Source organism: Pontibacter flavimaris, from assembly GCF_001907195.1.
GTDB lineage: Bacteria > Bacteroidota > Bacteroidia > Cytophagales > Hymenobacteraceae > Pontibacter > Pontibacter flavimaris.
Map to the genome: position 1 here is coordinate 406,262 of NZ_LVWA01000002.1, position 22,911 is coordinate 429,172.

At 52.1% G+C, this 22,911-nt stretch carries 13 protein-coding genes and 1 other RNA gene; 7 read left to right on the top strand and 7 right to left on the bottom strand.

The window, feature by feature from the left end; all coding sequences use genetic code 11:
* Positions 1–13: 13 nt before the first annotated feature.
* The 4 genes from A3841_RS01660 to A3841_RS01675 form a co-directional block, all read right to left on the bottom strand.
* Entirely contained in the window at positions 14–1,240 is a 1,227-nt protein-coding gene (locus tag A3841_RS01660) for a site-specific integrase (protein ID WP_073850539.1), read from the bottom strand.
* Between the two features lie 248 nt (positions 1,241–1,488).
* Positions 1,489–1,858, bottom strand: a transfer-messenger RNA (tmRNA) gene (ssrA, locus tag A3841_RS01665).
* 144 nt (positions 1,859–2,002) lie between these two features.
* Positions 2,003–3,139 carry a transglutaminase-like domain-containing protein gene (locus tag A3841_RS01670; RefSeq protein WP_073850540.1) on the bottom strand — a complete coding sequence of 379 codons (1,137 nt, stop codon included), beginning with the start codon at positions 3,137–3,139 and terminating at the stop codon, positions 2,003–2,005.
* A gap of 40 nt (positions 3,140–3,179) precedes the next feature.
* A complete protein-coding gene (locus A3841_RS01675; RefSeq protein WP_073850541.1) occupies positions 3,180–5,546 on the bottom strand; it encodes an ABC transporter permease in 2,367 nt (788 codons plus the stop codon).
* A gap of 304 nt (positions 5,547–5,850) precedes the next feature.
* Between A3841_RS01675 and A3841_RS01680 the strand changes: the two genes are divergently transcribed.
* The 7 genes from A3841_RS01680 to A3841_RS01705 all read left to right on the top strand — a co-directional run bounded on the left by A3841_RS01680 (position 5,851) and on the right by A3841_RS01705 (position 17,302).
* Positions 5,851–7,221, top strand: a complete 1,371-nt coding sequence (locus A3841_RS01680; RefSeq protein WP_073850542.1) for a sigma-54-dependent transcriptional regulator — start codon at positions 5,851–5,853, stop codon at positions 7,219–7,221.
* Positions 7,211–8,569: a sensor histidine kinase gene (locus A3841_RS01685; RefSeq protein ID WP_073850543.1), complete on the top strand. Its 1,359-nt coding sequence runs from the start codon at positions 7,211–7,213 to the stop codon at positions 8,567–8,569. The genes A3841_RS01680 and A3841_RS01685 overlap by 11 nt, the downstream gene beginning before the upstream one ends.
* 273 nt (positions 8,570–8,842) lie before the next feature.
* Complete coding sequence (locus tag A3841_RS01690) at positions 8,843–10,492, top strand: catalase (RefSeq protein WP_170866127.1); 1,650 nt, start codon at positions 8,843–8,845, stop codon at positions 10,490–10,492.
* 17 nt (positions 10,493–10,509) lie between these two features.
* Entirely contained in the window at positions 10,510–10,647 is a 138-nt protein-coding gene (locus tag A3841_RS20175; protein ID WP_170866128.1) for a hypothetical protein, read from the top strand.
* Positions 10,648–10,749: 102 nt separating this feature from the next.
* On the top strand, positions 10,750–11,871 hold the full coding sequence (gene cfa / locus A3841_RS01695; RefSeq protein WP_073850544.1) for a cyclopropane fatty acyl phospholipid synthase: 1,122 nt from the start codon (positions 10,750–10,752) through the stop codon (positions 11,869–11,871).
* Between the two features lie 437 nt (positions 11,872–12,308).
* Positions 12,309–14,207, top strand: a complete 1,899-nt coding sequence (locus A3841_RS01700; RefSeq protein WP_073850545.1) for a DNA polymerase III subunit gamma/tau — start codon at positions 12,309–12,311, stop codon at positions 14,205–14,207.
* Between the two features lie 134 nt (positions 14,208–14,341).
* Positions 14,342–17,302, top strand: a complete 2,961-nt coding sequence (locus A3841_RS01705) for a M16 family metallopeptidase (RefSeq protein ID WP_235861248.1) — start codon at positions 14,342–14,344, stop codon at positions 17,300–17,302.
* 447 nt (positions 17,303–17,749) lie between these two features.
* Here the strand turns inward: A3841_RS01705 and A3841_RS01715 are convergent, their stop codons facing one another.
* The 3 genes from A3841_RS01715 to A3841_RS01730 all read right to left on the bottom strand — a co-directional run bounded on the left by A3841_RS01715 (position 17,750) and on the right by A3841_RS01730 (position 22,483).
* On the bottom strand, positions 17,750–18,667 hold the full coding sequence (locus tag A3841_RS01715) for an NmrA family NAD(P)-binding protein (RefSeq protein WP_073850547.1): 918 nt from the start codon (positions 18,665–18,667) through the stop codon (positions 17,750–17,752).
* Positions 18,668–18,886: 219 nt separating this feature from the next.
* On the bottom strand, positions 18,887–19,435 hold the full coding sequence (locus A3841_RS01720; protein WP_073850548.1) for an REP-associated tyrosine transposase: 549 nt from the start codon (positions 19,433–19,435) through the stop codon (positions 18,887–18,889).
* An 819-nt stretch (positions 19,436–20,254) separates the two neighbouring features.
* Complete coding sequence (locus tag A3841_RS01730) at positions 20,255–22,483, bottom strand: NADP-dependent isocitrate dehydrogenase (RefSeq protein ID WP_073850550.1); 2,229 nt, start codon at positions 22,481–22,483, stop codon at positions 20,255–20,257.
* Between the last annotated feature and the right edge of the window lie 428 nt (positions 22,484–22,911).

A 22,911-nucleotide genomic window follows, 5' to 3' on the forward strand; every position in this document is an offset into this window, starting at 1 on the left:
CAACGCCCTGTTGCTACTTTTCCTTCTTTATGGTAAGTCTTTCCCGGAGCTGCTGCATGTCATCGCTCACCTTCTGGTCCAGGATCTTGGCGTAGTGCTGGGTGGTTCTCAGGTTGCGATGCCCTAGCATCCGGCTCACCGTCTCAATCGGCACTCCGTTGCTCAGGGTGACGGTGGTGGCAAAGGTGTGGCGGGCGATATGGAAGGTGAGCGTCTTGTGGATTTCGCACAGATCGGCGATCTCCTTCAGGTAAGCGTTCATCTTCTGGTTGCTCAGCACCGGCAGCACCCTGTCCTGGTAGAGGCACTGCGGGTGGTCCTGGTAGCGGTCCAGGATGTCCAGGGCCACTGGCAGGAGCGGGATCCGGGAAGGGGTCTCTGTCTTCTGCCTCCTGGTGAAGATCCATCTTTCCCCGTCCATGCCCTCGCGGATTTCAGAGCGCCTGAGCTTCTGCACGTCCACGTAAGCAAGGCCGGTATAGCAGCTGAACAGGAAGACGTCGCGCACCTGGTCCAGCCTGTCGGTGGCGAACTCCTTGGCTGCCATCCGCTGCAGCTCGGCCTCGGTGAGGTACTCCCGCACCACTTCCTTCTTATTCATCTTGAAGCCCAGGAATGGGTCGCGCTCCAGCCAGCCGTTCTTCAGGCAGAGGTGAATGACCTTCTTGAAGTTGGCCAGGTACTTCATCGCGGTATTATGATTGCAGTTCCGGACGCTCTTGAACCAGAACTCATAATCGGTGATAAACCGGTAGGACAGCTTCTTCACGTCAATGTCCTCGGCGCTGTACTTCCACTGGATAAAATCCCGGGTGTGCTGCAAGGATGTCTTGTAACGGGTCAGCGTTAGCGGGGCGTAGTCCTTGCCCACCAGCTCGCCCACCTGATCATTGTGCATCTGGAACACCTCTAGAAGCAGCACCGGCTTCTCCTCCACTCCTATCCACTTCTCCTTGAACGTTTCCACGTTGACGGGCATGCCTTCCTCGATCAGCTCCCGATGGTGTCCGTATGCCTTTGCCCGCAGGGTGTCCAGATAGGCGTTCACGCTTCTAGCTTCCGCTGAGCTACCCTTCACCTTGCCTGCCTCGGCTGACCATCGGGCGGGTGAGACGTAGCGGTGAGTGCTCAACTCTAACCGCTGGCCCTGCAGCGTGACGCGCAGGTAAATCGGCACGAGATTGTCTTTGGTGGTCTTGGCTTTTCTGCCGTAGAACAGGATGCTGATTTTGGTGTTCATTTCGTTACTCCTTTTATGCTTAAAACTAACAATCAAACCAAGGCTCCACAAGATGTAAAACAACTGTACATCTCACTGTAAGCCAAGTTGTTGCACTTAAATTCGGATACCCAAAATCACAATGGCTTCGGGTACCCGAATTTGCTGCCTCAGGAAGGAGAGAAAATGTAAAATTCAGGTGGGGCTAAAAACAAAAAAGCCCTTAAATCGCTGATTTAAGAGCTTTTTATGTTAATTGATAAGGTACTAAGTGGAGATGCAGGGATTCGAACCCTGGTCCAGACAAGGAAATCAACGGGCTTTCTACATGCTTAGGTTTATTCGGGTTGTCGGGAGTTTGCTAGTATAAACCAAACTAATGCGCCCTCCTTAGATGCTTTATTTCGCCTGTGTACCGCACCCTTACACAAACTAGTAAATCGGATCGAAGCCTCTGGTGTGCAAGCAGATCTACGAAACCTGCACGAGACTATGGCAATTGCTTAATACCTAGACTAAGCAGCCATGGCGTAATTAGATTCGCCAGTTATTGTTCGAACGAATTTTTAACAGGTGGTACGTTCATCACCCGACATGCTTACACGCAATCTGCACAAGCTGTCAATTCCGGTCATCCCCATTAAGTTAAAGAACGTTGTTCTTGCTGTTTATACTTCAAGAAGTATGCCACAAACATAACGATTATCTGTGGCATTTTAGCTGTTGCCAGCGAATAAATAACGTCTGGCAACAGCTAAAAAGTTTCAGGTGTATACTTTATACTTACCTGGCAGCCGTAGTAGTGGCAGCAGGCAGCACAGGTGCCTGATACAGGTCTGAGAGGGAGTTGGTATACTTGTAGCGGCCCATCTTGTACTTGCGCTGGAACACCTCCGGCACTTTGGCTCCCACTGGCACGAGCATCAGCGAGCTCTTGCCATCAATGGTTTCCCGCTCAAAAGCCACGCCCTCGCGGTTGTCGAAGCGCACATCGAAGTAGTACAGGTAGGGGTACACCCAGTTCACGTACTGCATCTTGCCGGCCCCAGACAAACTCCTGATCTCTAATTTATTGTAGTTATTGGCGATCGCCTGCTGAAACTCCACCGCATTCAGGGGCACGTTGTTGAGCACCGGCATCACGTCAAACTGTCCGTCCAGCATCACCCACTTCCGCAGATCCGGCAGGTATACTTCCAGCAGCACGTGTCCGGCACCGGATTCTATCGTTTCCACCTCCTTCATCTTCAGGCCCATGGTGCGGGCGGGCAGGCCGATGGCGTTCAGGCAGGCGGTGGTGACGATGCCATACTCTACGCAACGGAACTGCTTGCCATCCTTTACCTCAGCCAGGATGGTGAGCGCATCGGGGTTGCTAGGCTCGTTCATGCCGTTGTGCTGCCACTGCTGGTGCACCCAGTTTACCATGCGCAGTGCTTTTTCGGTATCATTGGCGGCACCTGCCACTAGGGCATCCAGGTTGTAGGTAGTGCGCAGTTGCTGCAGGTAAGCGTTGTTTGGGTCTTGCTCATACAGCAACGTATAGGCCGGCACCACCTGTTTCTTGTTAAACTCTACCGCCTCGAAGCCATACCCCTGCAGCTCGGTCAGGGCATAGGCGGTGTCGTTCAGGTTCACGTAGAAGCGGTACGACTTGCCTGCCTGCACTTTAAAGCTGATGGAGTCGGTGTTGGTGTGGAAGGTAAAAATCTCCTTGCCGTTGTGCACCGGCACTTTCAGCACATCCGGCGATAGTTGCGGCGAGATGTTCCAGTTGCCCCTTACCCACTCTTTGCCTATTCTGTAATCGGCCACCGTAGCAGTTGCTTTGATGACAGGAAGTCCTTTGTAAACTTTCTGAGCAAAGGCTGGCGCGAGCAGCACCAGCATAAAGAGCATAAATGAGAATGACTTTTTCATGGTTTTATTTTGTATAGGTTGTGTCGTATAAGCTTACCATTTACTCGGCCCGGAGCGAGTTTACCGGGTTGGCCACCGCCGTTTTAAAGGCATGGAAGCTGAGCGTGAACATGGCGATGATGATGGTGGAGACAAAGGCCATGGCGAAGATCCACCAGCTCATCTCGGTGCGGTCGGCGTAGTCGTTAAGCCAGTTGCTCATGAAATACCAGCCCAGCGGCAGGGCAATCAAGTTGGCAATCAGCACCAGCTTCAGGAAATCCTTGGAAAGCAGGTAAACGATGCTTGCTACCGAGGCCCCCAGCACCTTGCGCACGCCAATCTCCTTGGTGCGCTGCTCCGCCGTGAAAAGGGCCAGCCCAAACAACCCTAGGCAGGAGATGAAAATAGCGATACCCGCAAAGTACTTGGTCAGTTGGCCCATGATGGCCTCTGTTTTATACATCCGCTCAAAGTCCTCGTCCAGGAAGTGATATTCGAACGGGAAGGCTGGGTTTTGCTTTCTCACAATGCCCTCCATGGCGGTCAACACCTCTGCTGTTTGCCCTGAAGTAAGGCGGACAAAAACGGTGTTGGCATCGTTCATGTCCAGCATCATCACCAGGGGCTTCATCGTATCGTGCATAGAGGTAGTCTTAAAGTCTTTCACTACTCCGATGATGACCGCGCGCTGATCCCCGCGTGCAAGCCACTGCCCTACAGGCTCCTGCATCTGCATGAGGCGGGCGGCCTCTTCGTTTATGATCACTTTGCTTTCCTCTGCGCCGTAATCTTTCGAAAAGCTTCTGCCCTCCTTCACCTGCACTCCCATGGTCTCCAGGAAATCGTAGTCGATTTTTAACATGCTAAACAGAATGTCTGCATCAGGGTCTTTCCCTTCCCAATGCACATCTCCCGTGGAGTTGCCGACCATCAATGGGTTCTGGTTAGCAGCCGTAACACCGGTTACCCCTGGCACTTTCAGCAGCTCTTCCTTCATCACATCGTAACGGTCGCGGAGCTCTCCCTCCAGCGGCAACAGCACCACGTTCTCTCTGTTTAGGCCAATGTTCTTGGTTCGGATGAAGTGCAGCTGCAGGTATACCACCAGGGTGCTTATGATCAGCAAGGCAGAAAGTATAAACTGAAAAACAACCAGGCCCTTGCGGAACACCGATACGCTTTTGCTCAGCTTAGCCGTGCCTTTCAGTACCACCGCCGGATTGAAAGAGGACAGGAAGAAGGCCGGGTAACTACCGGAAACGATCCCTGTTAGTAGAGCCACCCCCAGCAGCATCAGAAGCAGCGAAGGATCAGAGAAGTTGAGGTTTATAAACTTTCCGGTTAGGTCATTGAAGTGCGGTAGCAGGATGCCGATCAGGTTGACCGATATGAACAGCGCCAGGAAAGCCACCAGCACCGACTCCACCATAAACTGACTCAACAAAGCCAGTTTATTGGCCCCGATAGCTTTGCGGACACCCACCTCTTTGGCGCGCTTGGCGGAACGGGCGGTGGCCAGGTTCATAAAGTTGATGCAGGCAATAACAAGTATAAATAAAGCGACCACGGTAAAGAGGCGCACAACCTCTACTCTGCCGCCACTGGCTTTGCTGCCGGTAAAGTCGCCATGCAAGTACATATCGGCCACGGGCTGCACAAACAGGTCTGTTTTGGAGCCTTCATGGTACTTCCTTATCAGGGGCTTGATCTTCTCGTTAAAAGCGACAATGTCGGTGCCGGGCTGCAGTTGCAGAAAAGTACGCAAGGCATTGTTTCCCCACTCCTGCAGCCACTCGCTTCCGGGGCTGTTGATCCAGTCATTCACCGGCATCACGTAATCAAACTGCATGGTGGAGTTCTTCGGCACGTCCTGCATCACCCCGGTTACTTTGTAGCTGGTGGTGTTGTTTATCTTGAAGAGCTTGCCCAGCGCCTCCTCCGGGGAAGGGAAGAACTGCCTGGCCACCGTTTCGGAAATCACCACCGTGTTTGGCTGCGACAGTACCGTTCTGGCATCACCATGCAGCAGCGGGAAAGAAAACACCTCGAAGAACTCCGGGTCCGCGTAGCGACCGTTCACTTTCAGGACCTTATCCCCGTAGGCAAAGAGTTGTTCCCAGTCCCAGGTAGTGGAGCGCACCGCATGAATCACCTCCGGTAACTCCCGCTCCAGCGCCTCAGCCAGCGGCCCCGGCGTGGCATCCACGGTCAGGTCGTCGGCGCCGGGGTAGCTTTGCACCTCCATCACGCGATACAGGTTGTCTATATCCGCATGGAAACGATCAACACTCAGCTCGTCCCGCACCCACAGAAGTATAAGTATGGAGCAGGTCATGCCCAGCGCCAGACCGGAGACGTTAATGAGCGAAAAAACCTTGTGGCGCATCAGGTTGCGGTAGGCCATTTTGAGGTAGTTCTTAATCATAGTTGTAGGTGTTGCGCTGTAAAAGTATGGCCCGGAAATTTTTTTTAAAAGTTTTCCCGGTGGACACAAAGCCTGCAAGAAATTAAGATGCCAAAAGTATAAACATCTTATTTACAGCTATTTATACTACAACCACAAAGCATAAGTGTACGCTTCCGATACAGCTGCACGCGCTACACCTGTGCGCTTCCGCTACAAGTATAAACTCAGGCGCCATCCTGCTCAAACCTGCCGCTGTTTCCATTTTTATTTTTATTAGATGGAATTGGTATATTCGATTCTTCAACCTGAATTTTGCTTGCCTATGGCCTCTGTAAAAAACGCCCGCGTGCTGGTGGTGGATGATGAGGCGGACGTGCTGTTCGCCCTGAAGATGCTGCTCAAAACCGAGGTAAAAGAAGTAGTAACCGAGAAAAACCCCGACCTGCTGCCGGGCCTGCTGGAGCGGCATAAATTCGATGTCATCTTCCTGGACATGAATTTTAAAAGTGCTCTGAACACCGGCAACGAGGGGCTTTTCTGGCTGCGTCAGATACTGGAGAAAGACAAAGAAGCCTCGGTTATATTGATCACGGCCTACGGCGATGTGGAGCTGGCAGTAAAATCCCTGAAAGAGGGCGCGGCAGACTTCATCGTGAAACCCTGGCGCAACGAGAAGCTGCTGGAGACGCTGCACCAGACCCTGGAAAAACGGCAGCAGAAGGCAAAAGGCGGCACAACAACAGCATCCGTAAAGAACACGCACACCACCATACTGGGCGAGAGCGAGGCGATAAAGGAGGTATTGTATAAGATAGAGAAGATCGCCCCTACCGAGGCCAACGTGCTCATTCTTGGCGAGAACGGCACCGGCAAGGAGCTGGTGGCGCAGGCGCTGCACGAGAGATCGTTTCGGGCGGGCAAGCCGTTTGTGAGCGTGGATATGGGCGCCCTGACGGATAGCTTGTTTGAAAGCGAACTGTTCGGCTACAAGAAAGGCGCCTTTACCGATGCCCGCGAAGACCGGCCCGGCCGTTTTGAGTCGGCCAGCGGCGGCACCCTGTTCCTGGATGAGATCGGCAACATCTCGCCGGCCATGCAGGCAAAGCTACTCACGGTGCTGCAGAACCGGCAGGTAACGCCGCTGGGCTCCAACACACCTATTCCGGTGGATATCCGCCTGATCTCGGCCACCAACGAGCCGATCTATGAGCTGGCCGCCCGCAACCAGTTCCGAAAGGACCTGATCTACCGCATCAACACCGTAGAGATCACGCTGCCCCCGCTGCGCCAGCGCCACGGCGACGTGGAGCTGCTGGCGCGCCATTTTGCCGCCATCTACGCCCGGAAAAACCACAAGCCTGTACCTACCTTCGCCCCGGAAACACTGCAGAAGCTAAACAGGCACAACTGGCCGGGCAACGTGCGCGAGCTGCAGCATGCCGTGGAGCGCGCCATTATACTGGCCGAGGGCAACGTGCTGCAGCCGCAGGATTTCAGTTTCTCGGCCATGGAGGTGGCGCCTGCCCCTGCCGCTGCCTTTGTGCCTGACACCCCCATGCCGCTGCGCGAGATAGAGCGCGAGACGATTATCCGGGTACTGGAGAAGAACAAAGGCAACATCTCCCGCACTGCCAAGGAACTGGGCCTTACCCGCACCGCCCTTTACCGCCGACTCAACAAGCATGATATTTAGACGCCTCGAATTCGGGCTGCTGGTCCGGCTTATACTTTTGCTGGGCATGATGCTCCTCACGGTGCATTTCCTGACGCACTTTACCTGGCTGCAGGTCGGCTCGGGCATCCTGGTGATGCTGGCGCAGGTATGGGAACTGGCCCGGTACGTGACGCGCAGCAATAACGAGCTGGCCCGTTTCCTGGAGGCCGTGAAGCAGCGTGATTTCTCGCAGCGCTTTAACGAGCACACCACCAACAGCTCGCTGCGGCAGCTGCACGCGTCCTTCAACCTCATCAACGATACCTACAAGCAGCTGCACATTGAGAAGGAGGCGCAGTTCCGGTACATGCAGACTATCCTGCAGATGATCGACACGGGCATTATGGCTGTGGATGAGGAGACCGGCGAGGTGGAGTGGGTAAACGAGGCCTTTAAAAGTATACTGCACCTGCCCTACCTCAAAAGTATAAACGGCCTGGAGCCGCGCTACCCGCTGCTGCACGAGGCCCTGCAACGCATAAAACCCGGCGAAAGCAGGCTGCTCAAACTAAAGCTGCAGGAGGTGCAGGCGCAGCTGCTGCTGTCGGCCACGGCTTTTACCATGCAGCACCGCCACCTGCTGCTCATCGCGCTAAAGAACGTGAGCGCCACCGTGGACGCCACCGAAACAGAGGCCTGGCAGAAGCTGCTGCGCGTGATGACGCACGAGATCATGAACTCGGTGGCGCCCATCGCCTCGCTGGCCGACACCCTGGGCCACCATCTGCACCTGGAGCGCGAGAAGTATGAGCAGGAGCCGGAGAAGTACATAGACCCCGAACTGCTGCAGGATACCGAAGAGGGCATTTCCATCATCAAAAAGCGCAGTGAAGGGCTTTTGCGCTTCGCCCACTTCTACCGCAACCTGAACAAGCAGCAGGAACTGATGCTGACCACCGTGTATGTGCAGGAGCTGTTTAAAAGTATAAACGGCCTGATGCGTCCGCAGCTGGAGGAGCAGGGTGTAACGCTGGACTGCCATGTAACGCCGTCCAACCTCACCCTGCAGGGCGACGTGAACCTGCTGGAGCAGGTCCTCATCAACCTCATCCTGAATGCCAAGCGCGCCGTGCAGGGCAGGCCGGAGCCGCAGGTTATACTTACTGCAGCCCAGGAAAACGGCGGGATAGTGATTGAAGTGCAGGATAACGGCAGCGGCATCCCGGAAGAGCTGCTGGAGAGCATCTTCATCCCATTTTTCACCTCCCACAAGGACGGCTCCGGCATCGGCCTGAGCCTGGCCAAGCACATCATGCTGCTGCACAAAGGCAGTATACAGGTAAGCTCCGAGGAGGGCGTGGGGACCGTGTTCAGGCTATACTTCTAGCAGCCACAATCTAAAGTCATACTTTCGGCAGATGACCCTCTCTGCTGGAGGCATGCGTATCTGTGCGCTGCTGAGCCTCAGAACACTGTTTTGTGTTAGTGTATACTTCCCCTCCATCTGGCTTTATATTGGTATAAGTATAAAATACATTTCTCACAGTAGCGGTTTATAGACTATTCAAAGGTAGGCATAGACAATATCTATAAACAATAGTATCTGAGATAGAGTATACTGTTGTAGTAAAATTATTTTATCACCTACCGGCAAGCCAATATGAAAGAGAACAAGAAATACCGCACCGCAAACCTGGGCGACAACCAAAAGGGCAAGAGCAATGGGAATTCCCGCACACTGACCACCCGCCAGGGCCACCCCGTAACCGACAATCAGAATATCCGCACCATCGGCAGCCGTGGCCCGGCTACGATGGAGAACTACCACTTTATTGAGAAGATCTCGCATTTTGACCGCGAGCGCGTGCCCGAGCGCGTGGTGCATGCCCGTGGCGCTGGCGCGCATGGGGTATTCCAGGCTTACGGCATGGTGGGCAACGACCCGGTGGAGAAGTTGACCCGCGCTAAATTATTCGGGAAAGGGAAGGAAACCCCGGTTTTCGTACGTTTCTCTACCGTAGGGCATGGCACGCACTCTCCTGAGACACTGCGCGACCCGCGGGGCTTTGCCGTGAAATTCTATACCGAAGACGGCAACTGGGATCTGGTGGGCAACAACCTGAAGATCTTCTTCATCCGCGACGCCATGAAGTTCCCGGATCTGATCCACTCCCAAAAGCCCGACCCGGTAACCAACATCCAGAGCGCTGAGCGTATCTTCGACTTTTTCTCGGGCTCTCCCGAGGCAACGCACATGGTCACATTCCTGTACTCGCCCTGGGGCATTCCGGCCAATTACCGCCAGATGCAGGGCTCCGGTGTGAATACCTATAAATGGGTGAACGCCGATGGCGAGGCCGTGCTGGTGAAATACCACTGGGAACCGCTGCAGGGCATCCGCAACCTGACACAGAAAGAGGCGCAAGAAATACAAGGCAAGAACTTCAACCACGGCACGCAGGACCTGTACGAGGCCATTGACCGCGGCGATTTCCCGGAGTGGGAGCTGAACGTGCAGATCATGAGCGATGATGAGCACCCTGAACTGGACTTCGACCCGCTGGACGACACCAAAATATGGCCCAAGGAGCAGTTCCCTTGGTACCCGGTGGGCAAAATGACGCTGAACCGCAACCCGGTAGATTACTTTAATGAGGTTGAGCTTTCTGCTTTCGGAACCGGCGTGCTGGTAGATGGCCTGGATTTCTCGGATGATAAAATGCTGCAGGGCCGTACCTTCTCCTACTCCGACACCCAGCGCTACCGCGTGGGCGCCAACTATTTACAGTTGCCGATAAACGCCGCCAAAACGCATGTGGCCACCAACCAGCGCGGCGGCCAGATGGCTTTTGACACCGACTTTGCGGAGGGCCAGAACATCCACGTGAACTATGAGCCCTCCATATTGGGCGGTTTAGAGGAGGCGCCGAGGCCGGAGAAGGAGTATACGCCACGCTACGAGGCCAACCTGGTGCGCCAGCACATCGACCGCACCAACCATTTCGGGCAGGCGGGCGATACTTTCCGCAACTTTGAGGACTGGGAGCGCGACGAGCTGATCAACAACCTGGGCAACGACCTGGCCAAGTGCGATCCACGCATTCAGGAGAAGATGCTGAGCTACTTTACACAGGCCGACGAGGAGTATGGCCGCCGGGTGAAGGAGAGCATCGCGCGTGCTACAGAAGAGAAGAAGAAAATGATGAAGCACGACAAGATTGCCGGAACGGACGGCCCGCTGGGCAACGTAACCGGCGAGGAAGGCGTGGAAGAGGCGCAGGACCGGTCGCATCCGGGCAAGCCATACTAAACACACCGCTGTAAAGTATGAACTTCATACTTGCTGAGAAACACCAAAGGCAGTTGCGAAAAGCGGCTGCCTTTGGTGTTTTATACTTTGTTTTATGTTCCGCCAAGAAAGCCCTGCTGAAGCCGCAGCACACGCCCCGGCCGGTTTTACCCTAAGGGGCAGCAGCTGGTTTCAACCCTGAGGCTTTACCTGCGTTCATAGCTATAGAATTATAAATCAATATCTAACAGCAGGTTATACTTAAAAATAATTGAGCGATGGGTGTAACAGGATTGCAGCAGCAGGTTACCGGTATCTTAGCCACTGCGGATGTAAAAGTAAACGGTCCCGATCCCTGGGATTTGCAGGTGCACGACGAGCGGTTTTACAAGCGCGTGCTGTCGGAGGGCACCCTGGGTCTGGGCGAGTCTTACATGGATGGCTGGTGGGACTGCGCAAGTATAGATCAGTTTGTGTTCAAGGTAATCAGGGCTGATCTGTATAAACAGGCAAAGCTCGGATGGAGATCGGTGCTGCAAGTGTTGCTCGCCAAACTGCTGAACATGCAGCGCAAAGGCAAGGCCGCCCGTAACGCCCAGCGCCACTACGACATCGGCAACAAACTCTACCAGCTCATGCTCGACAAGCGCATGGTGTACAGTTGCGCGTACTGGAAGGATGCTCAAACACTGGACCAGGCCCAGGAAAACAAACTCGACCTGATCTGCCGGAAACTATACCTGCAGCCGGGCCAGCGCGTGCTCGACATCGGCTGTGGCTGGGGAGGCTTTGCCAGGTATGCCGCCGAGAAGTATGGCGTGGAGGTGGTGGGCGTAACCGTGTCGCGGGAGCAGGCGGCACTGGCGCAGGAGCTGTGCCGGGGGCTGCCCGTAGACATACGCCTGCAGGACTACCGCGACGTGAACGAGCAATTCGACCATGTGGTATCGGTGGGAATGGTGGAGCATGTGGGCTACCGCAACCACCGCACGTTTATGCAAACCGCCGCCCGCTGCCTGAAGGATGACGGCCTTTTCCTGCTGCACACCATTGGCGTAAACTTCTCCAAAGTGTCTGCCGACCCCTTTACCGACACCTACATTTTCCCCAACTGCCTCATACCCTCCATCCGACAGCTCGGGGCTGCCATGGAGCACGTTTTTATGGTGGAAGACTGGCACAACTTCGGCCCCTACTACGATCATACTTTGATGGCCTGGTTCCGGAACTTTGATAGCAACTGGGAGCAACTGCAAGGCGAGTACGGCGAACGCTTTTACCGCATGTGGCAGTACTATTTGCTCTCCAGCGCCGGCTCGTTCAGGGCGCGCAACAACCAGCTTTGGCAACTGGTGCTCTCGAAAAAAGGAATTGTGGGCGGATATGAGGCGGTGAGGTGATCCGTGGAAGTATAAACAACCCCTACCAAGGAGCTCCTCTTGTAGGGGAACCCGACGCCCGTTAATGGATCAAGCAGAGGCAGGAAAAGGCACAAGCGGAGACCTACGCCGAGTATAGCTGGCAAGTATGACCGAAGTATAAGTATAGCCAAAGTATAAACCGGCAAGTATAAAAGTATGGCTTATGCGGATCTGGAAATCCGCAGCAGAAAGGTCCCGAATAGGAATGCCCTGAAACAGCGGGAGAACCGGGCTTACAATTTAAGTGGATCAGAACATAGTACGTCACGAGCGAGGACAGCCGCGCCAGATCAAGCTATTGCACTTTCTAAATTTTTAACCTTCTAACTTTCTAACTAAAAATCCCCCTAACTTTCTAACTTTCTAACGTCCAACTTGCTCCCATCTAAGCGTCAGATTGATTATCTTTGTAAGTAATGGAGAACTTTGTAGTATCAGCGCGCAAGTACCGCCCAAGCACGTTCGATAGCGTGGTAGGGCAGCACCATATCACCAACACCCTTAAAAACGCCATCAGCAGCAAGCACCTGGCGCAGGCATTCCTTTTCTGCGGTCCGCGCGGGGTGGGCAAGACGACCTGTGCCCGCATTCTGGCCAAAACGATCAACTGCGAGAATATCACGCCGGAGACCGAAGCCTGCAACGAGTGCGATTCCTGCCGCAGCTTTAACTCCAACAGTTCGTTCAACATCCACGAGCTAGATGCTGCCTCCAACAACTCCGTAGAGGATATCCGCAACCTGGTGGAGCAGGTGCGCTACGCGCCGCAAACGGGCAAGTATAAAATCTATATTATTGACGAGGTGCACATGCTCTCGAACCAGGCCTTCAACGCTTTCCTGAAGACGCTGGAGGAGCCGCCATCTTATGCTATTTTCATACTCGCCACCACCGAGCGCCACAAGATCATCCCGACCATCCTTTCGCGCTGCCAGATCTTCGACTTTAATAGGATCCGTATAGAGGACATGGTGCGCCACCTGGGCAATATCGCCCAAAAGGAAAGTGTACAGGCCGAGCCCGACGCCCTGCACCTGATCTCACAGAAAGCCGACGGCGCCCTGCGCGACGCCCTCTCGATCTTCGACCAGATGGTAACCTTCTCGGGCCACAACGTCACCTACAAGGCCACTGTCGAGAACCTGCACATCCTGGATTACGATTACTATTTCCGTTTGACGGATCATTTGCTGGCGCAAAACCTGCCAGGCTCTTTGTTGCTGTTCGATGAGATCCTGAAGAACGGCTTTGATGCGCATAACTTCCTGATCGGGATTGCAGAGCACTTCCGCAGCCTGCTGGTGTGCAAAGACCCGCAGACGATTCAATTGCTGGAGGTGTCGGATAACATCAAGGCGAAGTATGCCGAGCAATCACAAAAATCTTCCGTTTCGTTCCTGCTATCTGGATTGAACCTGGTGAGCACCTGCGACACCAACTACAAGAGCAGCAAGAACCAGCGCCTGCACGTAGAGCTTTGCCTCATGAAACTGGCGCACCTGAACGCCGCGTTGAGTTTTGCCAGTGAAGGAGAAGGATCAAAAAAAGCTAAGGTAGCGGCTCCGGCACCAGCCCCTACCGCTACAACAGGTGCCACCTCTGCGCCTGCCGCAGCCATACCTTCGGCACAGATGCAGCAGCCAGTCAAAGCCGATAGTATTCCGTCGGAGCGCCTGCAGCCGCAGCACGCGCCGCAGCATGTGCCCTCTGAGGGCCTGCAGCAGTCACCAAAGCCACAGCAGGTAACACCGGACGCACACATCGCACCTCCTCAGGCTGCGGCACCTGCGCCAGCAACTGCCTCGGACAAGCCGCGTGCCGGCCTGCAACTGCCTCCGCCTAAAAAGCTAGGTAAGCTGCCCAGCCTGAAGGATTTGCAGCACCAACAGGCTGCCGTAGCGGACGTAGCCCTAGCCGAGGAGGAAGAGGACACCAATTATGGTGCCGTGGTGCCGGTGGATGAGGCCAGGCTGAAAACGGTGTGGCATGCTATACTTCGCCGGAAGAAGGCGGAGAACATGATGGAGTATACCCTGCTCAACCGCCAGTACCACATTGGCCCGGAAAACGAGGTGGTGCTTCAGCTGGAAAACCACGTGATGATGGACCAGTTCACGGCGCTTCGCCCGGACATCTTGCGTGAGCTCAAGCGCGAGCTGGGCAACAAAAGTATAAAACTGCGGGCCGAGGTAGTGGAAGTGCAGGACGAAGGCCGCAAACTCTATACTTCGGCAGACAAGTTTAATTACCTGGCAGAAAAGTACCCGGTGCTCATCGACCTGAAACAGCGCTTCGGCCTGGATGCAGACTTTTAAGACGATAAGTCTTATGAATTACCTCAGCCCCTTCTCTACAAGATGGGGCTGTTTATTTAATTTGGTACTGTTCTTATCTTGGCTTATATTTTTAAATAATTCCCACTATATTTATAAAAATTAACATCAAAACTATGGCGATAAAAAGAGGTACCTCTTTGCTGTTGCTTGCGCTGGGCCTTGTGTTCACGCAATGCAAAAACGAAGCATACCAAACCCAATCCACGACCAATACGGCTGTAACAGCAGCTGCAACTCCCGCCGAGAAGGAGTATACATACGAGACTGTCCCCAACGACCCGCTCAATGCCCGTATTTATACCTTGGACAACGGTCTGAAAGTATACTTGTCGGACTACGAGGAGGCACCGCGCATCCAGACATTCATTGCCGTGCGTGCCGGTTCTAAAAACGACCCTGCTGATGCCACCGGCCTGGCCCACTACCTGGAGCACATGGTGTTTAAGGGCACTACCGAACTCGGCACCCGGTACTGGGAAAAAGAGAAAGTAGAGCTGGATAAAATCGAGGCGCTGTACGAAAAGTATAGAGCCACCAAAGACGAAGCCGCCCGCAAAAAGATTTACCACCAGATCGACTCTGTCTCCGGCGTGGCCGCCACCTATGCCGTTGCCAACGAGTATGACAAGATCCTGGGCGCCATCGGGGCTAAAGGCACCAACGCCTATACCTGGGTAGATCAGACGGTGTATACCAACGACATCCCAAGCAATCAGTTGGAGCGCTGGATCGAGCTGGAGGCTGATCGCTTTGCCGATATGGTACCGCGTATCTTCCACACCGAACTGGAGGCCGTGTACGAAGAGAAAAACCGCTCCCTGGACAGTGATGGCCGCAAAGTGGCTGAGGTGATCAACACCGAGCTTTTCCCGACGCACCAGTACGGCACGCAAACCACTATTGGTACTATCGAGCACCTGAAGAACCCCTCTATCACCGAGATCAAGAAGTACTACACCAAGTACTACATCCCCAACAACATGGCCATTGCCATGAGTGGTGATCTGGACTTTGACCAGACCATCCGCCTGATCGATAAGTATTGGGGAAGTATGGAGAAGCAGCCGGAGCCCGCCTTTACTGTAGCGCAGGAGCAGCCCATCCAAAAGCCGATCGTGAAGGAGGTACTAGGACCGGATGCGGAGAACGTGTCGATCGCCTTCCGTACGCCGGGCATCAACGAAAGAGACGCCTTGGTGATTCAGATGATCAGCAATTTGCTCTACAACGGCCAGGCGGGCCTGATAGACCTGAACCTGAACCAGCAGCAGAAAGTACTCCAGGCTTACGCCTACGACACGCCAATGAAAGACTATGGCACCTTCCGGGTGACGGGCATGCCGCGCCAGGGCCAGACGCTGGACCAGGTGCGCGACCTGTTGCTGCAGCAGCTGGAGCTGATTAAGAAAGGTTCTTTCGACGAGTCGCTGCTACAGGCGGTGGTGAACAACGACAAGATCAATACCATGAAGGCCTACGAGGACAACGGCAACCGCGCGGATGCGTTCGTGACGTCCTTTATCTATGAAATGCCTTGGGAGAAGTTCGTAAACCGCCCTGCAGTGTTTGCCAACATCACCAAGCAGGATGTAGTGGATGTCGCCAACAAATACTTCAGCAACAACTATGTGCTGGTGTACAAGAAAACCGGCAAAGATCCGAACGCGCAGAAAGTAGAGAAGCCGGCCATCACGCCGGTAGCCGTTAACCGCGATGTCCAGTCTGAGTACTACAAAGCCTTTATGGCCAAAGAGGTGCAGCCGCTGCAACCTGTGTTTATCGACTATACAAAAGATATCACAGAGTCCAAACTGAAGCAGAACATCCCGCTGCTTTACACCAAAAACAAGGATAACGGCCTGTTCCAGCTCTATTACATCCTGGACATAGGCACCAACAACGACCCGAAACTGGGCATGGCCGTAAACTACCTCAAGTACCTGGGCACGGACAAGTATACGGCCGAGCAGTTGCAGAAGGAGTTTTACCAGCTGGGCACCTCGTTTGACGTGTTCTCCAGCGGCGACCAGGTATATGTGAGCCTGACAGGCCTGGATGAGAACTTCGAGAAAGGCCTGAACCTGTTTGAGAGCGTACTGGCCAACGCCAAGCCAGACCAAAAGGCGCTGAACGACATGGTGGCCGGAGTGCTGAAAGCGCGTGACGATGCCAAGAAAAACAAAGGCGTCATTCTGCAGCAGGCCATGATGAACTACGCCAAGTATGGCCCGAAGAACCCGTTCAACACCGTGCTGAGCGAAAAACAGCTAAGGGCCCTGAAGCCACAGGAACTGGTGAATATCATCAAGAGTATCCCGACCTACGAGCACCGTGTGCTATACTATGGTCCACGTGAAACAGAGAACCTGGTAGCCACCCTGAACGCCGGCCACAACGTGCCAGCCACGCTGAAGCCGGTACCCGCAGAAGTAGTATATCCTGAGCTGGATATCAAAGAGCCAACCGTGTACTGGGCAGACTATAACATGGTACAGGCCGAGATGATGTTTGTGAGCAAGTCGGTGCCTTACACGAAAGACATTATTCCGGTGGTGCGTTTGTACAACGAGTACATGGGCGGTATCGTGTTCCAGGACCTGCGCGAGTCGAAGGCCCTCGCCTACTCCACTTACTCCTACTATGGCACGGCATCCAAGAAAGAGCGCGCCAACTACCTGGTGTCTTACATCGGGGCGCAGGCCGATAAGCTGTCGGAGGCGATGGCGGGCATGCAGGCCCTGCTAACGGATATGCCTTTGGCCGATGCTAACTTCCAGAACGCGCAGGCTGCCCTTCGCAACAGCATCTCTACCGAGCGCATCACCAAGTCGGGTATCCTTTTCGACTACGAGCGCGCCAAAAAGCTGGGCCTGAACTACGACATCCGGCAGGACGTGTACCAAAACGCCAACTCCATGACTTTTGACCAGCTGAAGGAGTTCCAGCAGAAGTATGTAAAAGCCCAGCCACAGGCTATACTTGTGATCGGTTCTAAAGATAAGCTGAACTTTAAAGAACTGGAGAAGTATGGCAAAGTGAAACAGCTGACTTTGAAAGAACTGTTTGGGTATTAACAGCCAGATTACAGAATTTATAAAAAGCGGCAGCCATAATTGGCCGCCGCTTTCGTTTTGTATCCAGGCTATAGTTCTATAAATCATAGATCTATAGAAGAAAACCTGATTCGTCTTGTCAATATCAGGGTTGGTCTAATACCAGAAACTGGCGTGGCTGTATTTACGATATTCGTATACAAACCTGCTCAGGCAGGCTTGCTTGACAGGGTATAAACTTATAATCTTGGATATGGAGAACAGGATGAACTACACAAAAGCAATAGTATTATTGGTATCAGGTATAGTTTCATTAGTTGCGATGCTTTTGTTGGGCGAAGAAAATCAAGTGTATGGTTTCCTTACAGGTTATGGATACACAGCTTTCGCGTGCGGAATAATGGCTATACTTTATACTTACCTTAAAGATCAGAAATCGAGAAGGCGCAATGCATTGTAATAACAATTTTACCGCTTTGTCAGCACTTCGGCTACAGTAGTCCATTTAATCTCAGGATAACGGTTGTTATCTAAGGGTTCCAGCTTCGGCAGTCCGCTGAACATATCCCGCATGTATTGCATGCCCTGCCAGGCTGGAAAGACTTCTTTACTATCAGGAGTAACTGCTTTTGTGATCTTGATGATTGAGTTGAGTAAGCCCAGTCCTCCAACCCGGAACAACTTAAACTCTTGGTTGGTAGCTTTGCTGGCAGCATCTTTCAAACCATGAGCATTTAATACATCGCCGGCAATGCGCAGGTAGCGTGGTGTGGTATGGTCAAGAGCGGCAGCCGCAGTATACTCAGCGGTATTCTGAATGGTGGTAAAATCCATCAGCTGGTTTGCATTGCCATAATACATAACCCGCTTTAATGGGAAAAGAACGATAGGCGCCTGCCCGGTAAGCAGATCAGCAAACATGCCGCATAAAATTGAAGTAGCTTGGATAGGAGCTTTGTCTAATCGTTCTTTAAATTCTTTCCGGAAGTCCAGGTTGCGGTTGTTACCACAAGGCAGCTTCGTGAAATCGATGGCAAAGTCGGATGGTATAAAACGAGGCACTCCGGCTGCTACAGCTGCATTTAATAATAGGGTTTGAATACCAACCATAACATAATGCAACCCCGACAAAGCCGAAACCACACAACTTGCACCTTCGCAGGCCTTCGCCAGGTCAGAAGCGTTATGAAAATCCACTTCACAGATAGTCGCTCCTGCTTTTCGCAAGGCAGCCACTTTACTTGCATCACTATCCGGTCGGACCAGTACTCTAGCAATAGCCCCTTTTGCTAAAAGTGATCGGGCAATTCGCCCACCTAAATCTCCGGTAGCGCCGGCCAGAACTATCGTTGGTTGGAGTGAGCCTGAAATATTGTTCGTGTCCATAGCTGCTTGTTTACCTTTGGTTGTAGCAGGCTTTTGTAGGAAAGGTTACATCTTGTGGAATTTAGAGGCAGTTCATGCCGCAAGTTTAGCGGCAGCGCAACTTGTGGCTTGCCATGAAGCCAGTTTGTAACTGGCGAAAGTAGATCAGATATATATGCCAGTTACAAACTGGCACCATATCAACCACCAGTTACCGCTGCGCTCAAACTGGCGGTATGGCTAGTTTAGAAGAATAATCTCTACCATGCCTTTTCCTCCTGCATAGTCTGTGGCGCTGCTGTAAGGGTAATACTGCGGCTCCCACACAAAACCAGCTTCTACAGGATTATTATGAATATAGTTAAGTTTCTGCTCTATTAGAAAGTTTGAGTTGAGTTCGATAGGCTGGTTGTGTTGTTGCCAGAACTGGAAATCCTGGTTATTGGCATTTCGCTTGCCCGCACGTTCAAACATCCAGAGCATCCAATCCTTCCGGCTCTCCTGCGGATTATCGACTATGGCTTTTACAATCGTTTTGGAAGTATGTTTTTTCAGATCGCGGATAATATGGGATTGATTTGCCGATCGGGAGCCGATGATGAGATGAACGTGGTTAGACATGATGCACCAAGCATACACTTCCAGACCTTTCTTCCTGATGCAGTAATTCAGACTATCAACTACGATGTCTTTATAGGCAGGTCTGGTAAAAACATCTATCCAGTTTATAATTGCAAACGAGATAAAGTGCAGCTGGCTCTGGTCGCTGATCTTATAGCTTCGGCTCATGGTAAAAAGTATACCCGAACTATAAATTCAGGTTACAACTATACTTTAGCTTATACCGCCAGTTTGAGCGAAGCGGTAACTGGTGGTTGGTATGGCGCCAGTTTGTAACTGGCATATATATCTGATCTACTTTCGCCAGTTACAAACTGGCTTCATGGCAAGCCACAAATTGCGCTGACGCTAAACTTGCGGCATGAAAAGAGATATAAATCTTACAGCTTACTAACTTAGCAGGTGTTAGCAAGTAAAAAAATATGTTTTAATTATCCTTAATTATATATTTATGTTACTATGTATAGATTTGTTTATGATTCGGACGATGGTCTAGGACTATCTATCATTCTTGTTAGCATCTTTGCTCTATTAGCAGTGGTTCTATACCTTATAAAATTCACGTTAATTAAGACAGGTTTGAAAACGCATGAGGAAATGCGTAACTTCATATCAGATGGTATAGATGAATTAGGCGCTGGATTAACTTTCTTTATTGGTTATTTCCTAGCATCAGTTTTTGTGATGATGGTAGCAACCATATTGCTGAAGTTTATTGGTATACCATCAAAGATTAAAGGTTTATACACTCACGTTTGGATACTTATAACTCTATGCTTAGGCTATTGGTCTTATTTTGTAATCAAACAAGTATTTAGCTTTTGTCGCTTCGTAATCAACAGAAATAATAAATAATATATATTTATCTCCACTTAAGCAAAGAGAATGTCTTCAATAAAATAATTTTCCACATCGATTTGATATGAAAATAATAGAAAGGCTGCCCGATCGCTCAGGCAGCCTTTCCTATTTTATACTTTATACTTCTTAGAAGTTAGCCAACGCAGCGTTCAACGTTTCGCTTGGGCGCATGGCTTCGCTGGTTTTCTCTTCGTTCGGGTGATAGTAACCGCCGATCTCAACTGGCTTGCCTTGTGCGGCGATCTGCTCATCCACGATCTTCTGCTCGTTGTCGGTCAGTTCCTGTGCCAGCTTTGTAAAGCGGTCTTTCAGCTCCTGATTCTTGGTCTGCTCAGCAAGTGCCTGTGCCCAGTACATCGCCAGATAGAAGTGACTTCCGCGGTTATCGATGCCACCCACTTTACGGGCCGGCGACTTATCTTTCTCCAGGAATTCAGCATTGGCTTTGTTCAGAGCTTCTGCCAGTACTTCCGCCTTCTCGTTTTTGGTCTTGTAAGCCAGGTCTTCTAAGGAAACAGCCAGCGCCAGAAATTCACCAAGCGAATCCCAACGCAGGTAGTTTTCTTCTACAAACTGTTCCACGTGCTTCGGTGCAGATCCACCGGCACCAGTTTCGAACAATCCACCGCCATCCAGCAACGGAACGATGGAAAGCATTTTGGCACTGGTGCCCAGCTCGATGATCGGGAACAGGTCCGTCAGGTAGTCACGTAGTACGTTACCAGTTACCGAGATAGTGTCTTTACCAGCTTTGGCACGCTTGCAGGTATAGCGCATGGCCTCAACCGGAGACATGATCTTGATCTCAAGACCCTTGGTATCGTGGTCCTGCAGGTACTTTTCTACTTTCTGGATCAGGTTGGCATCGTGTGCACGCTGCGGATCCAGCCAGAAAATAGCAGGTGTGTTGGTAATTCTAGCTCTTGTAACCGCCAGTTTCACCCAGTCCTGAATCGGAAGATCTTTCGTCTGGCAGGCTCTGAAGATATCGCCCTGCTCTACTTTCTGCTCCATCAGCGTGTTACCGTTCGCATCCACTACACGTACCGTTCCGGCTTCCGTCATTTCAAACGTCTTGTCATGCGAGCCATACTCTTCCGCTTTCTGCGCCATCAAACCGATGTTCGGAACAGTTCCCATAGTTGTAGGGTCGAAAGCGCCATTCTCTTTGCAGAACTGGATCACTTCCTGGTAGATCTGCGCATAAGAACGGTCCGGAATGATTGCTTTTGTATCATGCAGTTTGCCATCGGCTCCCCACATCTGGCCAGACGAACGGATAGCCGCCGGCATCGACGCGTCAATGATCACATCGCTAGGTACGTGCAGGTTGGTAATGCCTTTGTCAGAATTCACCATTGCCAGTTCAGGACGCTTCGCCATTTCCGCTTTCAGGTCAGCTTCAATTTCTGAGCGTTTCTCAGCTGGCAGGTTCTGTATTTTATTGTAAACGTCGCCTAAACCGTTGTTCGGGTCAACTCCTAGTTCTTTAAAAGTAGCCGCGTGCTTGGCAAACGTATCTTTAAAGAAAACCGTTACCGCGTGGCCGAACATAATAGGGTCAGACACCTTCATCATGGTAGCCTTCAGGTGCAGCGATAAAAGGATACCTTGCTCCTTGGCCTCAGCAATCTCTTTCTCCAGGAACGAGCGAAGCGCATTTTTGCTCATCACGGAGGAGTCCATTACTTCACCGGCTTTCAAGGCTACTTTGTCTTTCAGCACGGTCGTATTGCCGTTAGCGCCAACAAACTCGATGCGTACATCGGTTGCTTTGTCCACTACCACAGACTGCTCAGTGCCGTAAAAATCGCCGCCGCTCATGTGGGCCACGTGCGTTTTAGAGTCTGATGACCATTTACCCATCGAGTGCGGGTGTTTTTTAGCGTACTGCTTCACGGCATCCGCTACACGACGGTCAGAGTTACCTTCGCGCAATACAGGGTTTACCGCGCTACCAAGTATCTTGGCATAACGTGCCTTGGCATCTTTCTCCGCATCATTCTTCGGGTCGGCTGGGTAATCTGGAATGTTGTAGCCCTGCGACTGCAATTCTTTGATAGCCGCTGTCAGCTGCGGAATAGAAGCGCTGATGTTGGGCAGCTTGATAATATTAGCTTCAGGAGTTTTAGCCAGGTCGCCCAGGTATGCCAGGTCGTCGTTCTGCTTCTGCTCATCCGTCAGGTTCTCCGGGAAGGCAGCGATGATACGGCCAGCCAGGGAAATATCTCTTGTTTCGATCTCGATGTCGGCGGCCTTTGTGAAAGCCTGCACGATAGGTAAGAAAGAGCGCGTGGCCAGGGCTGGCGCTTCATCGGTAATGGTATAGATGATTCTGGATGCTTTTGTCGTCATTTTAATCTTTTTTAAATAGCCATGCCTCCTGCGAAAGAGGAAGTATACATAAGTTCTAATAGCAAATATAAGAGTCTTTTCGATATAGGCTAGGACCGCCGTACCTTTCCTGCCATACTTGTTCAAGCGTGCCTCACGCTGCCTACGGGTTTAGCAAATTAACCCGCTTTCAGCAGGAAAGTTATACTTCTCAAGTATAAAAAAGCGCTGCTGAAACCAACTGCTAAGTAAGTTTCCGGATGTTTTTGTGTCTTCTCGCCACCATTTCCCTGCCACTCCCCCACCTAGGCCGCACTTTCGCCCGTTTCCGCGGCACCCTGCGCAACAGCTATACTCTTAAGCCGTCTCTCAAAGCTTAGTTATAGCTTACCTATTTTACTGTTTTATGAGTACAATTTATACTTCGCTTAGCCTACCCGTTTTACGCA

Coding starts and splice junctions, on each gene's coding strand:
- A3841_RS01660 (WP_073850539.1), bottom strand. CDS start 1,240: ATGAACACCAAAATCAGCATCCTGTTCTACGGCAGAAAAGCCAAGACC.
- A3841_RS01670 (WP_073850540.1), bottom strand. CDS start 3,139: ATGAAAAAGTCATTCTCATTTATGCTCTTTATGCTGGTGCTGCTCGCG.
- A3841_RS01675 (WP_073850541.1), bottom strand. CDS start 5,546: ATGATTAAGAACTACCTCAAAATGGCCTACCGCAACCTGATGCGCCAC.
- A3841_RS01680 (WP_073850542.1), top strand. CDS start 5,851: ATGGCCTCTGTAAAAAACGCCCGCGTGCTGGTGGTGGATGATGAGGCG.
- A3841_RS01685 (WP_073850543.1), top strand. CDS start 7,211: ATGATATTTAGACGCCTCGAATTCGGGCTGCTGGTCCGGCTTATACTT.
- A3841_RS01690 (WP_170866127.1), top strand. CDS start 8,843: ATGAAAGAGAACAAGAAATACCGCACCGCAAACCTGGGCGACAACCAA.
- A3841_RS20175 (WP_170866128.1), top strand. CDS start 10,510: ATGAACTTCATACTTGCTGAGAAACACCAAAGGCAGTTGCGAAAAGCG.
- cfa (WP_073850544.1), top strand. CDS start 10,750: ATGGGTGTAACAGGATTGCAGCAGCAGGTTACCGGTATCTTAGCCACT.
- A3841_RS01700 (WP_073850545.1), top strand. CDS start 12,309: ATGGAGAACTTTGTAGTATCAGCGCGCAAGTACCGCCCAAGCACGTTC.
- A3841_RS01705 (WP_235861248.1), top strand. CDS start 14,342: ATGGCGATAAAAAGAGGTACCTCTTTGCTGTTGCTTGCGCTGGGCCTT.
- A3841_RS01715 (WP_073850547.1), bottom strand. CDS start 18,667: ATGGACACGAACAATATTTCAGGCTCACTCCAACCAACGATAGTTCTG.
- A3841_RS01720 (WP_073850548.1), bottom strand. CDS start 19,435: ATGAGCCGAAGCTATAAGATCAGCGACCAGAGCCAGCTGCACTTTATC.
- A3841_RS01730 (WP_073850550.1), bottom strand. CDS start 22,483: ATGACGACAAAAGCATCCAGAATCATCTATACCATTACCGATGAAGCG.